We start from the raw sequence: 15,814 nt of genomic DNA, 5'->3' as shown, positions 1-15,814 counted from the left end.
TTATTACGATGCAGCCTTCAGCTTCGGCGTCGCACCGGGCTTGGGCCGGCCGATCTTCGCCAGGGCTTCGGCGCGTACGAGCTTCAGCCCTTCCTTGGCGTCGTAGCCGTGGATTTCCTTCACATCGAGCTTTCGCATGAAGTCGATGGTCTCCTGCGTGATCACCTGTCCCGGCACCATGATCGGAAAGCCCGGCGGATACGGGATCACGAAACTCGCGGAGACGAGGTCCGGCCCGGCCTTGAGGCGGCGGTCGATCTCGGAATCGCCGAGCCGGATATATTCGCACCCCGCTGCGTCATAGGCCGAGTAGAAGCCGCTACGGATGTCGCCCTCGTTGGTCTTGGTGCCGGCATCGCCACGGAAACTGTCGTGGAAGTGCGAGAAATTCGGCAGGTCGGGCACATCGGTCATCAGGCTCTTGACCCGCGCGTCGAAGGTCTTCTTCGCGTTGGCGCCGCCCTGAACCAGGCCACGGTCGACCTCGCCCGCGATCTCGGCCAGCACCCTCACCAGATGGGCGACGTCGCTGCGGGTGTTGTTGATGTTCGATTGGAACAACACCGAGTTGCGCGATGTCTTGTTGATCTGGATATTGTAGTCATTGGCGAGGATGCCCTTGAACTGCGTGCCGTCGTAGCCCGCGGTGCCGCACACCAAGGTCATGCGGGTCGGATCGAGGCAGAACTCGTCATCGTCCAGGCTCTTCAGGACGTTCGCCCAGTTCATGCCTGTTGCGAGATAGTCGGTGAAGCCGCTCTGGCGATATTGCGCCGGCACCATCGCGTCCGCGCCGAGAATCCGGAAGTATTTCGAGATCAGCGGATTGCCGTTGACCGCCTTGCGGATCGCGAACGCAATTTCGATCGCATTGGCCACCAGACCGTAGCCTTCGAGCTCCATCTGGCGCCGTGAGACATCGAGGCTGGCGATGAGCTGCTGGTTCGGGCTGGTCGACGCGTGCGTGAACACCGCTTCCTTGAACTGCTGCTCGACGGTGTGGAATTCGACATCCTTGACCGACAGCATCGACCCCTGCCGGATCGCCGACATTGACTTGTGGGTCGAGTTGGTCTGGTAGACGCGCAATCGTATCTGACGCGGATCCGGGATCAGACGAGTCTTGAGCAGCAACTCGTCCGAGGGGGTCTTGCCGAGCTCGGCCTGCTGCTTGTCGTAAGCCGCGACCGATTTCGGATCATGCATCCAGGTCTCGATCTCGTTGGCGGCGCCCATCGCGGTCCGTCGCCGCAGGAACGGCGAGAAACGCGCAAAGCCGAACCAGGCTTCGTCCCACAGGAAGATCAAATCCGGCTTGATCGCGAGACATTCCTCCATCACCCGGCGGGTGTTGTAGATGTGGCCGTCGAAGGTGCAGTTGGTCAGGTCGAGCATCTTGACTCGGTCCAGCCGGCCATCGGCTCTCGCATTCAGCAGCGCTTGTTTGATGGTCTTCAGCGGCACCGCGCCGTACATCGAATACTCGGTCATCGGGAACGCTTCGACATAGATCGGCTGGGCGCCGGCCAGCACCATGCCGTAGTGGTGCGACTTGTGACAGTTGCGATCCACGATCGCGATGTCGCCCGGCCCGAGCAGCGCCTGCACTGCCATCTTGTTCGAGGTCGAGGTGCCGTTGGTCACGAAGAACACACGATCCGCGCCGAGCGCCCGCGCCGCCTTGTCCTGCGCTTTCTTGATGGTACCGGTCGGCTCCAACAAGCTGTCGAGGCCACCGGTCGTCGCGCTGCTCTCGGCCAGGAACAGGTTCAAGCCGTAGAATTCACCCATATCGCGGATCCAGTCCGACCTGAACACAGACTTGCCGCGCGCGATCGGCAGCGCATGGAACGTTCCGATCGGACGTTGTGCATATTTCTTGAGATTGTCGAAAAACGGCGTGTCGAAGCGATCCTGGATACCTTCGAGGATGGAGAGATGGAGCTCGAGAAGCTCTTCGATGGAGTAGAATATCCGCCGAACCACGTTGGCCTCGGGGTCTCCAGCCATTTTCTCGACGTCGCGGTTGGACATCAGATAGATGTCAAGCTCCGGACGTACCCGCTTGATGATGTGCGCAAGCCGGAGCGCGGACGCGTCGGCCTCGTCATTGAGGCCCGCGCCGGCTGTCATGGTCCGCAGGATCGGCGCGTCGTGACGCGAACGCAGCCCGAACCCTTCGTTGATGACGACGGCCGCGATGTCGGGATTGAGCATCGTTGCGCAGAAGGCATCCTCGAGGCTGCCGACGATCACCGGCTCATATACGAAGGAGTCAACCGTGCGGCGCAGCTTGCGCCATTCGGCGGCGAGCGCCGGCCAGTGGCTGGAAGAGACGCCGGTGACAATCAGTGTTTCGAAATAGGGCCGATGGCCCCCATGCGATCCGAAGGTCGAGGGCACCAGCTCGGGCGAGGCATCGGCGCCGTCGTCCTTGGGATCCCAGTCGCCGGCGTGCTGGCGGAAGGATCGTGTCATCAAGGCCTGCGTGATGCGCGTCGTAAGGCCAAGTGACTCCGCCGCATCCCCGGCCGTTGCCGCTTCCCGCAAGGCCGCCATCAATTGCAGGCCGGGATAGCCGAGAAACTCCTCTATGACAGAAAGATCAGCCAGCGCCGCATCGTACTTCGTGCGGTCGCCGCCGCGCGACCATGCCTTCGCTGCCTCGACCAGATCGCGCCAATCATCCGCCCGTCCGCCGGGCCCGGAAATGAACTGATCGATGCGCTTTTCTGCAGCCTTGGCGTCCTTGGACATGTCTCTCTCCGGATCTTTGCGACGTCTCGTCCGGGATCGTGATGCCCGCCCACCTCGGTCCATTGATCCAAGTCAAGGGTCGAGCACCTTGAAGAGGCCCGGAACAATTTGCGATGCGGACATCGTCCAAGGCGCTACCGCGTGATCGATTGAGGACGATGGTGAGATCGCATCAGAGCCGGCCCGCCCATAAGTCGGGTGTATCTTTTGGATTGGGATCAGATGATTGCCCGGTCGTGCTCTCCCCGAGTACGCTGTCAACCGAACGAAGCCACGCTCCGCTGTCGGTCTTTTCCGCCAGGCCTTCAGCCCGCAGCAAATCGCGCAATTGTGCGTGCGCGCCGACGATTCGTAACGTGATATTCCGGGAGGCGAGTTCGTCATAGAGATCGTGCAACATGCGCGCGCCGGCCAGATCGATGTAGGGGGATGCCGATAGATCGCAGACAACCAGTTTGGCGCCGACCGACAGCGGCAAGGTGCCTAACACTGTTTCCAGGATCGTTTCAGCATTGATGTAGAGCAACGAGGCTTCGGGTCGAAACGCGATGATGCCGACCAATGGCTCGACGCCCTCATGCCTCGCATTATCGGAGTAACGGCCGGTACCGGGGAGCCGGCCGAGGAAAGCAACATTCGGACGCGAGGCCCGCGCCAGGAGCAGGAAGATCGACGCGACGGCCGCCAGCAAAACGCCCTGCAGGATGCCCAGGAGCAACACTGACAGAAGGGCAATCGCCGCGGCATAAAAGTCGATGCGGCTGACTTGCCACATCCGCAACAGCGCGCGGATGTCCACCAGCCTGTAGACGGCGGCGAGGACGATCGTCGCCAGCACTGCCTTGGGCAAGTTTGTCAACAGACCCGTGAAGAACAGCAGGCACAGCGCAAGCGTCGCCGAGCAGATCACCAGGGCCAGCGGCGTGCGCGCCCCGGCATTGTCGTTGACCGCAGATTGCGACAGCCCGCCGGCCACGGGGTAGCCGTGGCCGAAGGCGGTGACGAGGTTCGCCGCGCCAAGCCCCAAGAACTCCTGCCGGACATCGAGGGCATAGCCGTGCTTGGCAGCAAAGCTGCGGGCGGCGGAGACGCCTTCGATATAGGCCAGCAGTACGCATCCCGCAGCCAGCGGGAAGAGCTCGTCGGGCTCCAACAAACCAAAACTCGGCAACCCGATAGCCGGCAATCCCTCTGGGATTTGCCCGGTGACTGGTACGCCAAGCGACGGAAGGCCAAGCAGTGTTGCCAAGACAATCGACAGCGCCATGATCGTGAGCCCGACCGGCCTTCCCGGCAGCCGCCGCTCTCCCACCAGCAGGAACGAGAGCGCGATGGCTCCGATCGCCAGAACCAGCCAATTGATGCCGCCGAGCTGGCCGGCGAGCTTGATGGCGCGATCGAAGAAATTGTGACCGCCTCCGGCGACACCGAACAGGCTCGGCAACTGGCTCATCATGATGGTAAGTCCCGCGCCGGCCTTGAAGCCGACCAGGATACTGTCGCTCACCAGGCGGACGAGAACGCTGAGCTTGAACAACCACGCGATCAGACAGAGCAACGCCACCGCGCATGCGGCCAGGCTTGCGATCTCGGCGTATTTCGCCGCATCTCCGGCGGACAGCGTCCCGACCGTCGCCGCAATCATCAACGAGATCGCGGAGGTCGGACCGACCGCAAGCTGGCGAGACGACCCGAGCAGCGCATAGCCGAGGCCGCCGAGCATGTAGCCGTAGATGCCGATCTGAGGCGGCAGGCCCGCCAGAGTCGCGTAGGCCAGCGACACGGGGATGGCGTAAGCCGCGAGGGTGATTCCGGCGATTGCGTCCGAACGCAGCCAGGCACTGTGATACTGCGCCAGCCAGATTGCGGGCGGAAACAGGAAGGTCCAGCGCGATCTGCGGTCAGATGAGGTCATGGGCTGGCCTCGTCGCCTGGACTTTCGCAACGCAACAGCACGACCAGGAGCGCGATCACGGGAACGCCGAGCGCCAGGTTCGGGATCTGCTTGGTCGCGAAGGCGCCAAGCGCGGCACCGAGGCCGAACGTGATGCACAAGACCGCGAAAACGCCCGAGGGCCGCAGCGCCCCATCGCCAGAAGCTACAGCAAATACCCCTTCAATTGCCTGCCGCATGTTGCCCGTGATCATGACGGAGCTGTAGGGCACGCCCTCAACTCTCGTGAAGACAGCGCTCTGTACGGCGGCGACGAACGAAATACCAAGTGTACCCGCGAGATCCGGCAGGCGATTGTGCAGGACGGCGATAACGACCAGCAGGAGGATTTCCAGCAGAATGCTGATGGCAATGGCGCGCTCTCCCGCCGCGCGGCGCAACCATGACGCGACGACGATACCGACCGCGAACGCAAGGATTGGTGGGACGAAGTGGAGCGCTTTCGCCCAGTTGCCGACGGAGCCATGGACCCACAGCAGGACGAGATTGGCCGTCTGGGCGTTGGCCATGACGCCGTGGACGATCCACGTATAGGCGTCGAGGTAGCCGCCGGTGAAGGCCAGCAACAGCGCGACAGGCACCGTTTCGTCGCGGCGTATCGACGAAGCGGCGGTGGTATCCATCGTACTCATGCCCCAACGTCGGGTTTTGAAATCCTGCAACTCAACAGGGAGCGTCTGACCGACCGCGAGGTTGATCTGGATCAAGCATCGGCGGCTATCACCAACCAGATTGGCGCAAATGGCTGGAGGGCCCGCCCATGAGCACGGTCAGATGGATCATATCCGCCGCGCCGGAAATTTTCCTGCTGCTGTCCGTCGCGCTCGGCACCATTCTTGGTCGCGTCAGAATCCGCGGCTTCTCGATAGGCACCACCGCGTGCACGCTCATCGTTGCCGTCCTGATCGGGCAGCTTGGCACCTTCACGTTTCCTTCCCTGCTCAGGATTATTCTCTTCAGCCTGTTCGTGTTCACGATCGGCTACCGGTCCGGACCCGAGTTCTTTGCCTCGCTGAGCATCCGGACCCTGGCTCAGGTCGCGCTCGCGCTCGTGCTTGGTGGTACCGGCCTCGTCATCGTTCTCATATTTGCCCATGTGTTCGCGCTCGGTCCCGGCACCGCTTCCGGTCTTGCTGCGGGAGCCCTGACACAATCGTCGGTCATCGGCACCGCATCTGGCGCACTATCCCAGCTCGGACTGGCCAAAGAGGTGCTTCAGCAACAGGACGCCAATATCGCCGCCGGTTACGCCGTCACCTACGTGCTCGGCTATATCCTCACGCTCCTGTACGTGCCGTTTGTCGCGCCGAAATTGATGCGGATCGATTTGAAAGCGGAAGCTGCAAAGCTCGAGGCGGAGCTTTCGGGCGGCAACCCGCCACAAACTGAAAATCTGCATTATCGAAAATTCCAGGCCCGCGCGTATCGGGTGTCGGCAGCGGCGGGACGGGCCGTCGGTGCCGTCGAAGACCAGATCGGCAGCCGCAGCGTGATCGAGCGGATCGTGCGCCAGGGCGCTGACGTCGAACCGCATCGCGACACTGTTCTTGAAGCGAACGACGACATCGTTATCGCAGGCCGCACCGCCGCCATCGTCACTGCAAAGCCGATTGTTGGCACCGAGATCGACGCTGACGAGATCCTGAAGGCGCTTCCCGGCAACGTGGTCGAGGTCCTCGTCGACAATCGCAAGCTCCATGGCCGCTCAGTCAAGGAGGTGGCTGAACGCGTTGGCGACGCTGCGCGCGGCGTGTTCCTGCGCACCTTGACGCGGATGGGACGCGAGGTCCCCCTGAGCGCCGATACCCGCGTCTATGTCGGTGACGTCATGACGCTGGTCGGCAGCACCCGCAACATCGAGCGCGCCGCCTCGCAGGTTGGACAGATCCTGAGCTCCGACGACCGTACCGACATTGCATTCGTTGCCGCAGGCATTGCCGTAGGTCTTCTCGCCGGTCTCGCGAGCGTCAAGATCGGTTCAGTGCCCCTGACTCTGGGCGGCGGCGGCGGTGCCTTGATAGCGGGACTTTTCTGCGGCTGGCTGCGCTCGCGCCGACCGACCATGGGTGCAATGCCGCCCGCCGCGCAGCAAACGCTGAGCGACCTCGGGCTAGGCGGCTTCATCGCGGCGATCGGACTCGGCAACGGCCACGCAGCCTGGGTCGCGATCCAGTCCCACGGTATGCTGCTGGTCGGCATGGGCCTGGTCGTCACGCTGGTACCGCTGATTGTGACCACCCTATTCGCGCATCGCGTGCTTCGCATGAATCCGGTCATCATTTGTGGAGCGCTCGCCGGCGCCATGACGGTCGATGCCGCCGTGACCGGCGCCTGCGAAGTTGCAGAAAGCCAGACGCCGGTGCTCGGCGTCGCGGTGCCCTATGCTGTCGGAAACGTTGTGCTGACCGTGCTTGGACCGATCATCGTGGCCAGCACTTTCGCCGGTTGAAGGAGGCGCGCGTGAATCTCCGCCATGCTTCAACAGTGACTTACCTGGCGGCAGCATTGAGTATCCTGGCCTGCATTATTGCTCCAGCACGTGCCGACGACAATGTCCGCATCCAGGAGGAGGTCTGGGCTCTGCCGCTACCGCTGCCGATGTTCGCCTATGTAGTGCGGCCCGTCGGCGACGGCCCCTTCCCGCTGGCGATCATGAACCACGGCGTGTCGCTCAAGCCCGTCGATCGCAGCTTCTTCCCGTTGGTGGAGTTCCGTGGCGCCGCCAAATGGTTTGCCAAGCGCGGCTACCTCGTGGTTGCACCAGTCGGCACCGGCTATGGGGCAGCCGCGATCGATATTCCCGAGCATGGTCTCTACGGACCGTTCTTCTCCAAGGTCGGAAATTGCACCAATCCGAACTTCCACGACGCCGGCCGTGCAGTTGCGCAAGCCGATCTCTGGATCATCGACTACATGGTGGCCGAGAAGCGCGTTCTGCCGAAGGACGTGATCGTCATTGGACAGTCCGCGGGCGGCTGGGCTTCCATTGCGCTCTCGAGTGCAAACCCGCCGCAGGTCAAGGCAATCATCACATTCGCAGCAGGACGCGGGGGCCGCGTCGATGGCAAACCCAACAACAATTGCGCACCGGACAAGCTGGTCGAAGCGACTGCCGATTTCGGCCGAACCTCGCGCGTTCCAATGCTGTGGTTCTATATCGAGAACGACACGTTTTTCGGTCCCGCCTTGTCGAAGCGCATGCACGAGGCCTTCACCGCTGCCGGCGGCAGGGCCGAATATCATCTGATGCCGCCCTTCGGCAACGAAGGACATTTCTTCGTCGGCTCGCCTGACACGATCGCGACGTGGGCACCACTCGTCGAGAAATTCCTCGACGAACAGAAGTAGGCGCGGAGGACGCGCGGCTGGAGGCACTGACATGATCAACCCAGCTTCGACACCATGGCTCAAGCAGGCGCGCGCTTACCTATCCCTTTTGTTAGCAGCGACCGTTGTCGGACCGGCTTCAGCCCAGAACTCGGCAGCGCAGGAGCATGCGCGCGAGGCAAAGCCCGCCGAAATTGCGCCTCGCGGACAGCGCGAAGCCAAGGACATCACCTATGGCGACTGGCGGAAGCTTTGCGTAAAGCCCGGCGGCGCGCCGATGCTGTGCCGGACCTCGATCACCGGCAAGTTTGCAACGGGCCAGATGGCGGTGCGCCTGGACCTGATCGAGCGTGACGGCGACCGCACTGCCCGGCTCCAAGTGTTTGTCCCCGTCGGGATGTATCTGCAGAGGCCCGCCAAGCTGACGATCGATGGAGTAAGCGCCCAGTCATTGCCCTACACCTGGTGCCTGACCAATACCTGCATTGCCGCCGACGCAGCGGATCCCAAGTTCGTCAAAGACATGGATGGAGGCAAGGTCCTCCTGCTCGAACTCACCGATTCCAACCTTTTGTCTCTGGCGACATCGTTACCGCTGGCGCAGTTCGCTTCGGTACACAACGGCGCGCCCACACAGACCCTAGAGCAGGACATCGAGGAGTGAGCAGCGGCGGCTTCAGCCATGCTCGGCGCAGGCGCGTTCAATGGAGTCGATGAGTGCGCTTGCTGCGAAGGGCTTGGCCAGATAGGCGGCGCACCCAGACTCAATCGCGGCAACCTGATTCGTCCGGCAGTCGTTGCCGGTAATGTAGATGACGGGGACCGTGGCACCCTCGCTGGCGAGCCTGCGGCGGAGTGAGATACCCGACTCGCCGTTTAGATTGATATCCAGAACGATGCAGCACGCCTCTTCGATGCACCCATGACGAAGCAACGCACCCGCGGAATCAAAAGCAACCGCATCAAAGCCGTGCTTCCGAAGCAGCCGCTCCAAGCTTCGGCGCATTGATAAATCATCATCCACGACGTAAATCGGCTTACGTGCAAACAATGGACCCGTCTTTCTGATTGGAAACCTGGCACTCGCGTCGCAACGACGCTACGGGGCAAAGGTTCCTGCGCTAATCCGACGGCTAACGACGCCGGTATGTAGGCGGTCCAGGCCGAAATATGTCAATAACATTTCATATTGTCCCATCGTACAGGTCTGATCACCGACCTGACGAAGCCACGAAAACGGCCTGCATCACATCTTTGCCGAATCCAGAAGGCCGAGCCGCTCTGCAGCGGACACCAGTTCGGCAAACGATAGTACCTGCATCTTTGTCATCACTTGGTGGCGGTGCGCCTTCACCGTGCGTTCGGTCGTTCCAAGCTCATAGGCGATCTGCTTGTTGATTTTGCCGCGTACGATCAGGTCGAACACCTGTCGTTCGCGCCGCGATAGAGACCTCAAGCGAGAACGTAGCGAATCGAGCTTGCTGTGTTGACTCCGCGCCGCCTCCTGTTGAGCCATTGCCCGCTCAATCGCATCGATCAACTGTTCCGACGACACCGGCTTGGTCAGAAAATCCTCCGCGCCGGCCTTGATCGCACGGACCGTCGTCGCGGTATCCGCATGTCCGGTCAGAAAGACGATGGGCAGCGGCGAATGGCATTGGACGAGGGAGGCTTGCAACTCCGGCCCGCTCAGGCCCGGAAGCTGCACATCGAGCAAGATACATCCCGGATCGTCGGACCCTGGCGGATCATCCAGTAACTGCTGGGCGGACGCGTAGGTCACAACTTCATACCCAGCCAGTTTAAGCCGACGCTGGATCGCCATCCGAAAGGATGCGTCGTCGTCCACGACATAAACGAAGCCGGGCAAGTTTTTTCCTCGCTGGGTACTTCAAATGCAGAAAGACCAGATGCGCCTTAGTACCTGAGCAAAGCAGCACAATTGGAATGCCACAACCGCGAATGGAGCGTCTGTTTTCGGCATATTGCCGCACCATCTGACAGACACTCTGACGGGTTCTCATCAAGCGCATCGAACCCTTCCTGTACCTTGGTACAATGCACCTACAGACAATGGTTGAAAACCCCACTTATGGCCTAAACAACCTTCGCGGGAAGCGGATTTTCGGCGGCTCCTCATTCCCGACGATGGAAATACCGCGTCACCATCAGTTCGGGAGTTGGCCATGTTCGTTCGCACCGCTGCCGACGCCGCCTCGCGGCTTCATTCGCTCCGCGAGCTAGGGTTAAACACCGATTCAAACCCGATCATTAGTTTAAACGAATTTACCTACAAGAAAGGCTCGGAAGTCTACGGCGAAAGGGAGCCTGCGGAATACGTCTATCAGGTGAAGAGGGGCGCGGTGCGAAGCTATAAGCTGCTGTCCGACGGCCGGCGCCAAATCGGCGCATTTCACCTGGCCGGCGATATTTTCGGGCTCGAGAACGGCGGCTTGCACCGATTCACGACTGAAGCGATCGTCGACACCACGGTTCGTCTGGTCAGGCGCCAAAGCCTCGAGCTGGTTGCGCAGGGCGACCCCATGGTCGCCCGCAACCTGCTGAGCATGACCACCAAGAACCTTCAGCATGCGGAAGACCACATGCTGCTGCTTGGCCGCAAGACGTCGCTGGAGCGAGTCGCAGCCTTCCTGATCGAGATGGACAAGCGGCTGACGGCCGCCGGCATCATGGCGCTGCCGATGTCGCGGCGCGATATCGCCGACTATCTCGGATTGACGCTGGAAACCGTCTCCCGCGCACTATCGCGGTTGCATGAGCTCGGTATCCTCGGCTTCATCGGAAACACCCAGCGCCAGATCGTGCTGCTGGACAGGCTGAAGCTCGCTAGCCTCGATCTCCAGAACTAGACTTAGGTGCCGCAATCGCGGCGCGATGCTCGACCGTCTTGCGCAGAACCTCAAACAGGACCGCAGTCGACCATCCGAACATCAGGATTCCGTTCATCGCTGTCATGGGTCCCGTCAATCGCCACCCCGCCACGGGCGTAATGTCCCCATAGCCAAGCGTGGTGTAGTTCACGAACGTGAAATATAGCAGATCGCTGCCTGGAGGCGCCGCGCCGACTGCCGCATAGGCGAGCGCCCACATGAGAACCTCGACAGTGTGGGCGACCATCAAAATGACAGCAGTGGTGACCATCACGGCCATCAGGTGCGACCGGGGCCGCGCCGTGTGCCTTAATCCGGCGGTACGAGCGATATCGATGGCCGCAACGGTCACCAGCGCGTGAATCATGATGTTGATCACGCTGATCAAGGTACCGAGCAGGAATTGGACCGCCATTACACACTCCTGGTGCCGACATCGAAGAAGCCGTCCGATAATCCCGCAAGCGCCGACCACGCCCCCCTCAACGCCTGACCGCAACCCGGATCAAGGAGAACGTATCACGATGCCCCGTTTGGAGCTGTCGAGCTACGGTTCATCAGCAGCGCCAACGTGTGTCTCGCGATCATGAGATCCTCGTCGGACGGCACGACGTAAACTGGAATGCGGCTGGCGGAAGACGATATCAGCTGCGATTGCCGCGCATTCTGCGCCATATCAAGCTTGACACCGAGCCATGCGAGCCGCTCCGCCACGCGCGAACGGATCGACGCGGAGCTTTCGCCTATCTCGGCGGTAAAGACAAAGGCATCGAGCCCTTGCAACGCAGCTGCGAGCATACCGGCGTTAAGGCCGACCCAATGAACGAAATAGTCGATCGCAAATTTTGCGTCGACATCCTCACTTGCCTCAAGCTGACGCATATCGCCGCTGAGGCCCGAGAGGCCGTTCAACCCGTAATCTCCGAGGAGAAACTCCTGCACCCTGGACGCTGCCATTCCCTTCTCCGAGATGAGATAAAGCACGACTCCGGCGTCGATCTGCCCTGGTCGCGCTTCCATCGGCAGTCCGTCTATCGCGGTGAACCCCATGGTGCTCTCGACGCTCCGTCCTCCATGGAGCGCGCACATTGATGCCCCACGCCCGAGATGCGCGACAATCACCCTCCCCATCGCGATTTCTGGCGCAACCTTCAGCAAGGTCTTCGCGATATATTCGTAGGAGAGGCCATGAAATCCATAGCGCCGTACGCCTTCGGCATGAAGCCAACGCGGGATCGCGCAGTGGTCGGCCACCTCAGCATGGGTTCGATGAAATGCGGTCTCGAAGCAGGCGACCTGCGGGAGCGTTGGGAAGTCAGACAGGATCAAACGTATTGGAGCCAGATTGTGCGGCAGATGAAGCGGCGCCAATTCCGTCAGTCCATCCAGGCGAGTCAGGACCTCCTGATCAATCAGGACCGGGCGGTCATGCTCCGCCCCGCCGTGAACGACGCGATGCCCGACAGCAATGGGGCTGATATGAAGCTCATCCCGCAACCAAGCGACTGCAATGTTCAGTGCGGCCGAAATATCCAGCACCGCTTCGATCGGATAGGCGCGATTGGCAAGCGGATCACCGCCGGAACTGCTCGCTTGCAGTCGCGGGCAACGCCCGATGCCGTCGATCCGCCCCTTGATCTGCTGTCGTAAGATTCCTTCTCCTTCGACCGAATAGATCCGGAACCTGAGGTGGGAAGAGCCGGCATTGATGACAAGGATGGTATCCATGGCACTCACGTCGCACTCGTTGGAGCATGTCAAAGCCCTGCATCAACACCGGCGGTCACAGCAACGGCACCAAGCGAGCCAGACAGTCAACGCTCGATCGCCAGTTTCGCCGGCACAGCACGTTCGGTACGAATCCAGGCCACCGTCAGCTCCCAGACCACAGATAGAATGATAGGTCCGATGAAGAGGCCGATGATCCCGTGGAAGAGGGTTCCTCCGATCACCCCGATCAGGATGACGAGCGCTGGCGTGGTCAGGCCGCGGCCCATGACAAGCGGTTTCAGGATGTTGTCGAGAACCGATACGATCACGAAAAACACCGTCAGCAGGAGGGCGATCGGAAATTCCTTGTCGGTCCAGATCCAGATGATGACCGGCAGGATGACGATGGCCCCGCCGATCTGCACGATCGACAGCAACAACACCGCAAAAGCCAGCAGCCCCGCGCTGGCGATGCCGGCCAGCTTGAAGCCGATACCCGCCAGCAACGCCTGGATGATGGCGACGCCAATCACGCCCTGGGCCACCGCGCGGATCGTGGCACCTGCTAGATCCAGAAAGTGCTCGCTCTGGTCCGGCACGACGCGCGACAGAAAGCTGCGCCCCGCAGCCACGAGCTGAGGTCCATACGGAAACAGCACCCCGGCCACCGCCACCGACAGCAGAAACTTGACCGTTCCCACCCCGGCATTGCCGGCAAATCCGAGCAAGGTCGCAGCGAATGGCTTCAGGTAGGGGACCACTGCACGCAAGAGCGACCGGAGATTAGTCGTCGCTTGGTCCCAGAGATCGAAGAGCTGAGCGCCGACGATGGGCCAATCTTTGAGAGACTGCGGCGGCGAAGGCACATGCAGTTCGCCAGCCGTCACCTGGGCGGCGAGATCGGTGATCCCGTCGACAGCGCCCATGCCCAGCCAGGTCGCGGGCCCGATCACCACAGCAAGATTGACGAGAGTAAGGATCGTCGCTGCAAGCTTCGGTCGACCGCCCAGAAGGTCGGAGAGGCGCCGAAATACCGGGTTCAGCGCAGCGGCGAGCACGACACTCCAGGCCAATATGGGCACGAATGGACGGACCAGGAGGAGGGCCCAGATGAGCAACAGCCCCAGCAATCCCAGCCGGATCAGAAGCTGGATGATCTCGTCTCCTGAGAATATCTGGCGGAGTGTTTTCACGGACGCGCCTTCAGCTCATGCCGCGCATGCTGAGGCGAACTAGCCAGTCTCCTCGCTCAGCTGGCTTGATCCAGATCAACGAGCGCGCGCTCTTCTAGGGCTGAGGTCCGGACAGGTTCAGCTCACGCTCGGCCCGAAACACATTACCGTACAAGCTCGCTATCCATTGCCGACCGCGGGACGTCACGTTGAGATAGCGTATCGCCGGCTGAATCTGAGGGGCGACGTTGCTCCAATAGAATTGCGGATATTTGTAGACGATATCTGCCGGCGTCGCGTAGCCCAGGGTCTTGTTGAGTCCGATCTCTTCGAACTCGTAGAACAGCGCGTTCGACTTCTTCAGATAGTTGGGATCACCGAGCTGACCGATGAGATCGGCGGCGCGCAGCAGCAATCCCTCCTCTTCGATGAGGCTGTCATTGGAGGACATTGTATAGGGAAATCGGGTATATTCGATCGCCTGGGCAACCCGGCCCGCATCCAGCTGCTCGATGGAATCCAGCCGTTCCAGCACAAACAACTTCGACCGATCTACGTGGTATGGTGCCAATGCCGCATCGGACGATCCTCGCGGCAGCCGAACGGTGCCGCCTTTCACGTCGGCTATGAACAGCTCGTCCTCATCGCCTTGAACGACACCGCGCACGTATCCGATGTCATGAGCAAGGCACGCGAGGATGAAATTCGCATAGTCGTTTGCTGTGGTGGGCCGCAGCAGCGCACGTCCCGTCAAGATATCGTGCCCGGCCAGAGTTACGAGCAACGTATGCTCGATATTGTGATACAGGGCATCGCTATTGCCGATGCACTCCATCGTGAGCTTGGCCGCGAACGGAAGCAGTTCGGTCAGACCGGCATGGGAGGCACCGAACCGGTCCTTGGTTTCGGTCGTCAGAAACGCGCCCAAAGCTTGCGACACCAGTTCCGGAACTGTGATCATCAGGTCTCTCCGCTATGGTATTGTCGACGATGCAGATCAAGCCATGTCTCTCTGCGATCAATGCTGGCGATATTCGCAGATTCTTCAAGCCGGCCGCGCTCTGCGACCTTAAAGACGATCCATCTGGTGCCGCGCCTCGGGCAAGCGAACCCGTGACCGGCCGGAGCCGCTCACGGTCTCCAGCCTCTCTCGTTGATTCAAATCAAGGCCAAGCCGGTAACGAAGGCAAACATTTCATGTGCACGGCCATGCCGCCGGCGTGACGGAATTCTTCTCTTGCCGGTCAGTCGAGATTTAAACCAGTGGAGGACATTATGAGGTTCATCAAAGGGGCATTTGCAGCAATTCTTACTGTCGCGAGCGCCATGATTTCTGTACCCGGAAGCGAAGCAGCGCCATTGCTCACCAACGTCGGCGTGATGAGAGCAGCGCTCGATAACGACGTAGTGAACGTGCGCTACGGAGGCTGGGGTTATCGCGGAGGATGGGGTGGAGGCTACCGCGGAGCGGGATTGGGCTATCGTGGTTTGGGATATCGCGGCGCCGGATATGGCTACAGAGGTTATGGATATAGAGGCTACCGTGGCTGGGGCGCCGGCGCGGTGGTCGCGGGCGGCGTCGTCGGTGGCGCGATCGCAAGCTCCGGCTACTATGGTGCATATCCGTCCTACGGCGGCGGATACTCCTCTTACGGCGGAGGATACGGCTATGATTATTGTCCGCCCAGTGCCTACAGCGCCTACGGAAGCTATGGCGGTTATGGCGGCTACTACGCGAGACGGAGCTACTATTCCGGCTGGTAGAATCTGCCTCGGATTCTCCTGAGCACGCGCTCTTGGTGCCAGGGCTCGTCTTCGCGAGCGCTGAAAGCGCCAACGCGGCCGTATACTGCCAATATTGTGAACTACCCCGCGCATTTCGTCGCAAGACCGGGCGTCGCCCTGGGAGTGCGTCCCGTCGCGCGCGCTGCTGCACGAGAAGCAGTGCGGTCCGGCACTCCGACCAACCGCGGCGGTCCGGTCGATCGCGCCGGCAGACGCTG

At 61.2% G+C, this 15,814-nt stretch carries 14 protein-coding genes; 5 read left to right on the top strand and 9 right to left on the bottom strand.

Going from position 1 to position 15,814, the window contains the following annotated elements; all coding sequences use genetic code 11:
* Positions 1-3: 3 nt before the first annotated feature.
* The 3 genes from ABIB66_RS03885 to ABIB66_RS03875 all read right to left on the bottom strand — a co-directional run bounded on the left by ABIB66_RS03885 (position 4) and on the right by ABIB66_RS03875 (position 5,343).
* Positions 4-2,757, bottom strand: a complete 2,754-nt coding sequence (locus ABIB66_RS03885; protein ID WP_354204417.1) for a decarboxylase — start codon at positions 2,755-2,757, stop codon at positions 4-6.
* 172 nt (positions 2,758-2,929) lie between these two features.
* Positions 2,930-4,672 carry a SulP family inorganic anion transporter gene (locus ABIB66_RS03880; protein ID WP_354204419.1) on the bottom strand — a complete coding sequence of 581 codons (1,743 nt, stop codon included), beginning with the start codon at positions 4,670-4,672 and terminating at the stop codon, positions 2,930-2,932.
* A complete protein-coding gene (locus ABIB66_RS03875; protein WP_354204587.1) occupies positions 4,669-5,343 on the bottom strand; it encodes a YoaK family protein in 675 nt (224 codons plus the stop codon). The genes ABIB66_RS03880 and ABIB66_RS03875 overlap by 4 nt, the downstream gene beginning before the upstream one ends.
* A gap of 128 nt (positions 5,344-5,471) precedes the next feature.
* On the opposite strand from ABIB66_RS03875, the gene ABIB66_RS03870 reads away from it, so the two are divergent.
* Genes ABIB66_RS03870 through ABIB66_RS03860 form a run of 3 tightly spaced genes read left to right on the top strand, consistent with a single transcriptional unit; the run spans position 5,472 to position 8,702 of the window.
* Entirely contained in the window at positions 5,472-7,160 is a 1,689-nt protein-coding gene (locus ABIB66_RS03870) for an aspartate-alanine antiporter-like transporter (RefSeq protein ID WP_354204421.1), read from the top strand.
* A gap of 11 nt (positions 7,161-7,171) precedes the next feature.
* Positions 7,172-8,059 (top strand): alpha/beta hydrolase family protein, encoded by an 888-nt coding sequence (locus ABIB66_RS03865; RefSeq protein ID WP_275167504.1) that lies wholly within the window; start codon positions 7,172-7,174, stop codon positions 8,057-8,059.
* Positions 8,060-8,090: 31 nt separating this feature from the next.
* The gene (locus ABIB66_RS03860) at positions 8,091-8,702 is read left to right on the top strand and encodes an invasion associated locus B family protein (protein WP_354204424.1); all 612 of its coding nucleotides are present in this window, start codon (positions 8,091-8,093) and stop codon (positions 8,700-8,702) included.
* A 12-nt stretch (positions 8,703-8,714) separates the two neighbouring features.
* Here ABIB66_RS03860 and ABIB66_RS03855 read toward each other — a convergent pair whose 3' ends face one another.
* Both ABIB66_RS03855 and ABIB66_RS03850 read right to left on the bottom strand, forming a co-directional pair.
* Positions 8,715-9,089: a response regulator gene (locus ABIB66_RS03855; RefSeq protein WP_354204426.1), complete on the bottom strand. Its 375-nt coding sequence runs from the start codon at positions 9,087-9,089 to the stop codon at positions 8,715-8,717.
* A gap of 195 nt (positions 9,090-9,284) precedes the next feature.
* Positions 9,285-9,908, bottom strand: a complete 624-nt coding sequence (locus ABIB66_RS03850; RefSeq protein ID WP_354204428.1) for a response regulator transcription factor — start codon at positions 9,906-9,908, stop codon at positions 9,285-9,287.
* A 316-nt stretch (positions 9,909-10,224) separates the two neighbouring features.
* On the opposite strand from ABIB66_RS03850, the gene ABIB66_RS03845 reads away from it, so the two are divergent.
* Complete coding sequence (locus ABIB66_RS03845) at positions 10,225-10,908, top strand: helix-turn-helix domain-containing protein (RefSeq protein ID WP_354204430.1); 684 nt, start codon at positions 10,225-10,227, stop codon at positions 10,906-10,908.
* Here the strand turns inward: ABIB66_RS03845 and ABIB66_RS03840 are convergent.
* The 4 genes from ABIB66_RS03840 to ABIB66_RS03825 form a co-directional block, all read right to left on the bottom strand.
* A complete protein-coding gene (locus ABIB66_RS03840; protein ID WP_354204432.1) occupies positions 10,886-11,344 on the bottom strand; it encodes a potassium channel family protein in 459 nt (152 codons plus the stop codon). The genes ABIB66_RS03845 and ABIB66_RS03840 overlap by 23 nt on opposite strands.
* A gap of 104 nt (positions 11,345-11,448) precedes the next feature.
* Positions 11,449-12,657, bottom strand: a complete 1,209-nt coding sequence (locus tag ABIB66_RS03835; RefSeq protein ID WP_354204434.1) for an acetate/propionate family kinase — start codon at positions 12,655-12,657, stop codon at positions 11,449-11,451.
* 86 nt (positions 12,658-12,743) lie between these two features.
* Positions 12,744-13,832: an AI-2E family transporter gene (locus ABIB66_RS03830; protein WP_354204436.1), complete on the bottom strand. Its 1,089-nt coding sequence runs from the start codon at positions 13,830-13,832 to the stop codon at positions 12,744-12,746.
* Between the two features lie 94 nt (positions 13,833-13,926).
* Positions 13,927-14,772: an HD domain-containing protein gene (locus tag ABIB66_RS03825; RefSeq protein WP_354204438.1), complete on the bottom strand. Its 846-nt coding sequence runs from the start codon at positions 14,770-14,772 to the stop codon at positions 13,927-13,929.
* A 365-nt stretch (positions 14,773-15,137) separates the two neighbouring features.
* Between ABIB66_RS03825 and ABIB66_RS03820 the strand changes: the two genes are divergently transcribed.
* Entirely contained in the window at positions 15,138-15,575 is a 438-nt protein-coding gene (locus ABIB66_RS03820; protein ID WP_354204440.1) for a hypothetical protein, read from the top strand.
* Positions 15,576-15,814: the final 239 nt, after the last annotated feature.

The sequence above is a fragment of the Bradyrhizobium sp. F1.13.3 genome (genome assembly GCF_040548265.1).
Taxonomy (GTDB): Bacteria; Pseudomonadota; Alphaproteobacteria; order Rhizobiales; family Xanthobacteraceae; genus Bradyrhizobium.
The sequence above is the reverse complement of the archived record's forward strand: the minus strand, read 5'-3'. Positions and strand labels throughout refer to the sequence as shown.

Bases quoted from the DNA above. Each gene is read 5' to 3' on its own strand.
- ABIB66_RS03885 (WP_354204417.1), bottom strand. From the start codon at position 2,757: ATGTCCAAGGACGCCAAGGCTGCAGAAAAGCGCATCGATCAGTTCATT.
- ABIB66_RS03880 (WP_354204419.1), bottom strand. From the start codon at position 4,672: ATGACCTCATCTGACCGCAGATCGCGCTGGACCTTCCTGTTTCCGCCC.
- ABIB66_RS03875 (WP_354204587.1), bottom strand. From the start codon at position 5,343: ATGAGTACGATGGATACCACCGCCGCTTCGTCGATACGCCGCGACGAA.
- ABIB66_RS03870 (WP_354204421.1), top strand. From the start codon at position 5,472: ATGAGCACGGTCAGATGGATCATATCCGCCGCGCCGGAAATTTTCCTG.
- ABIB66_RS03860 (WP_354204424.1), top strand. From the start codon at position 8,091: ATGATCAACCCAGCTTCGACACCATGGCTCAAGCAGGCGCGCGCTTAC.
- ABIB66_RS03845 (WP_354204430.1), top strand. From the start codon at position 10,225: ATGTTCGTTCGCACCGCTGCCGACGCCGCCTCGCGGCTTCATTCGCTC.
- ABIB66_RS03840 (WP_354204432.1), bottom strand. From the start codon at position 11,344: ATGGCGGTCCAATTCCTGCTCGGTACCTTGATCAGCGTGATCAACATC.
- ABIB66_RS03835 (WP_354204434.1), bottom strand. From the start codon at position 12,657: ATGGATACCATCCTTGTCATCAATGCCGGCTCTTCCCACCTCAGGTTC.
- ABIB66_RS03825 (WP_354204438.1), bottom strand. From the start codon at position 14,772: ATGATCACAGTTCCGGAACTGGTGTCGCAAGCTTTGGGCGCGTTTCTG.
- ABIB66_RS03820 (WP_354204440.1), top strand. From the start codon at position 15,138: ATGATTTCTGTACCCGGAAGCGAAGCAGCGCCATTGCTCACCAACGTC.